Annotated in this window: 4 protein-coding genes; all 4 read left to right on the top strand. The window is 69.7% G+C overall.

What is annotated here, in order from left to right:
* On the top strand, positions 1-459 hold a 459-nt coding region (locus AC1D12_RS30785), incomplete at its 5' end, for a TOBE domain-containing protein (protein ID WP_477845012.1).
* 23 nt (positions 460-482) lie between these two features.
* Positions 483-1,313, top strand: a complete 831-nt coding sequence (locus AC1D12_RS30780) for a phosphodiesterase (protein WP_477825647.1) — start codon at positions 483-485, stop codon at positions 1,311-1,313.
* A 125-nt stretch (positions 1,314-1,438) separates the two neighbouring features.
* Positions 1,439-1,852, top strand: a complete 414-nt coding sequence (locus AC1D12_RS30775; RefSeq protein ID WP_477825646.1) for a GFA family protein — start codon at positions 1,439-1,441, stop codon at positions 1,850-1,852.
* Positions 1,853-1,869: 17 nt separating this feature from the next.
* The coding region (locus AC1D12_RS30770; RefSeq protein WP_477845011.1) for a type 1 glutamine amidotransferase domain-containing protein at positions 1,870-2,540 on the top strand (671 nt) is incomplete at its 3' end.

The raw sequence follows: 2,540 nt of genomic DNA, 5'->3' as shown, positions 1-2,540 counted from the left end.
GTGACGCACGACCAGCATGAAGCGATGGCGCTGGCCGACCGGCTGGCCGTGATGCACGCCGGGCGCATCGTGCAGGTGGGCGATGCCGAGTCGCTGYACCGGCGGCCCGCCCACCCCTTCGTCGCCGAGTTCCTCGGGCGCGTCAACCGCCTGCGCCGCAGTGCGCAGGACGTGTCGGACGGCATCGTGCGCCTCGCCGGCCAGGTGCTGCCCTGCCCGCCCGGCTGCGCCGCTGCGGCCGAGCTGCTGCTGCGGCCGGAAGACATCGCCTTGCACCCCGGCGGCGCGGCGCAGGTCGCGCGCCGCGTCTTCCTCGGCGAGCGGGTGCAGCTGCAATTGCACACGCCCGACCAGGGTGAGATCCTCTGCGAGGCCGGCAAGGAATCGCCGTTCGTGGCCGGGGACRCCGTGGGCCTGGACGTGAATCCGGCGCACCTGATGCCCGCCACCTCATCGTGAAATAACCCCACCGTGAAGCCCCCATGATCCGAACGCTCGTCCAACTCAGTGATCCGCACATCAAGCTGCCCGGCACCCAGGCCTACGGCCGCGTCGACACGGCCCGTTTCCTGCGCGAGGCCGTGCAGGCGGTGGGCCGGCTGAAGCAGGCGCCGCAGGCGGTGGTGCTGACCGGCGACCTGACCGACTTCGGCCGGCCCGACGAGTACCAGCACCTGCGTGAGCTGCTGCAGCCGATCGAGTGCCCCATCTACCTGCTGCCCGGCAACCACGATGAACGCGAGGCGCTGCGCGGGGCATTCCCCGGGCACGCCTGGCTGCGCAACGGCACGCCGTTCGTGCAGTACGCGGTCGACCTCGGCGGGCTGCGGCTGGTCACGGTCGACACCGTCGTGCCGGGTGCCTCTCACGGCGAGGTCTGCGCGGCGCGCCTCGAGCAACTGGCGCAGCTGCTGGCGCAGGACACGGTGACGCCCACCCTCATCGCGATGCACCACCCGCCGTTCCGCACGATGATCGGGCACATGGACGAGATCGGGCTGCGCGATCCAGGCGGTGCGCTGGCGGCTGTCGTCGCCCGCCATCCGCAGGTGCGCCGCGTGATCTGCGGGCACCTGCATCGCCTGATCCAGGCGCCGTGGGCGAACACGATCGCGATGACGGCGCCGTCGACGGCGCACCAAGTGTGCCTGGATCTCGCCGAAGACGCACCCTCGGCGTTCGCGATGGAGCCGCCCGGCTTTCTGGTGCACGCGTGGTCCGAGGAGGGGGACGTCGTCAGCCATGCCATGCCGATCGGCCGGTTCGAGGGGCCGTTTCCGTTCCACGCGGATGACGGTCAATTGATCGACTGAGGTTTTCCGGGCGATGACGGTGGTAAAGCGCGGTCAATGTTCCACGGCCATCGTTTGACCCGAATTAACCACCTGCCGCGGCCCGCCTTCCTACACTCGTCGGCATCCGAGCGAAGGGGCGTGTCATGGCGAAGAAGCACACGGGGCAATGTGCCTGCGGCAGTGTCAAGTTCGAGTTCGACATCGATCCCGGCTTCGTTGCCGTGTGCCACTGCCTGGACTGCAAGCGCGCCACCGGGGGCGAGGCCGCCACCTTCTTCGGCGTGCCCGAGAGCGACTTCAGGTTGATCAGCGGCCGACCCAAGGCGTTTCACTACATCGCCGAGTCGGGCAAGGGGCTGGATCGGAACTTCTGCCCTGACTGCGGTGCGCGGGTGTTTTCCACCCACCTGGAGAGCTTCCCCGGAACGGTCTTCGTCACGCTCGGCAGCCTCGACCAGCCGGCAGGGATCGAACCGATGGTCGAGATGTTCACGAAGCGCCGCCTGGCGTGGGCCCTCCCGCTCGAACTGCCGCAGTTCGAGGGCATGCCGCACTGAAATTCAAGGAGATCCCCATGAGCGTCCCGCACGTCCTGTTCATCATGACCAACACGGCCGTGATCGGCCCCCACCACCGCGCCACCGGCTTCTTCTTTTCGGAAGTGGCCCACCCGTTCGAGGTCTTCGACCAGTCCGGCGTCGCGGTGGAGTACGTGTCGCCGCGGGGCGGCCAGCCGCACGAGGATGCCTTCGACGAGAAGGACGCCGCGCATCGCGCCTTTCGCGCAAGCCGCTCGATCCGGCGGATGGCGCGCAGCCGCCGGCTGTCCCAGGTCGACGTGCTGGACTACGACGCCGTCTTCATCCCCGGCGGGCTGGGCCCGATGGCCGACATCGCGACGGATCCCGACGTGAAGCGCGCCGTCGCCCGCGCCTGGAACGCCGGCCTCGTGGTGGCCGCCGTCTGCCACGGCCCGTGCGCGTTCCTCGGGGTGAGGCTGGAAGACGGCACGCCGCTGGTGCGCGGGCGGCGGCTCACGTCGTTCTCGAATGCCGAGGAAGACGGCTATGCCAGCGACGACGTGCCGTTCGCGCTGGAAAGCGCCCTGGTCGAGGAAGGCGCGAAGTACGAGTCGACCGCGGTCTGGCAGCCCCGGGTCGTCGTCGACGGGCGGCTGATGACCGGGCAGAACCCGGCGTCGGCCGGCCCGCTCGCGCAGGCGATCGTGGAGGTTCTCCGCAAGGA

The organism is Rhizobacter sp. P1_G5, assembly GCF_056405435.1.
The sequence above is the reverse complement of the archived record's forward strand: the minus strand, read 5'-3'. Positions and strand labels throughout refer to the sequence as shown.

Bases quoted from the DNA above. Each gene is read 5' to 3' on its own strand.
- AC1D12_RS30780 (WP_477825647.1), top strand. From the start codon at position 483: ATGATCCGAACGCTCGTCCAACTCAGTGATCCGCACATCAAGCTGCCC.
- AC1D12_RS30775 (WP_477825646.1), top strand. From the start codon at position 1,439: ATGGCGAAGAAGCACACGGGGCAATGTGCCTGCGGCAGTGTCAAGTTC.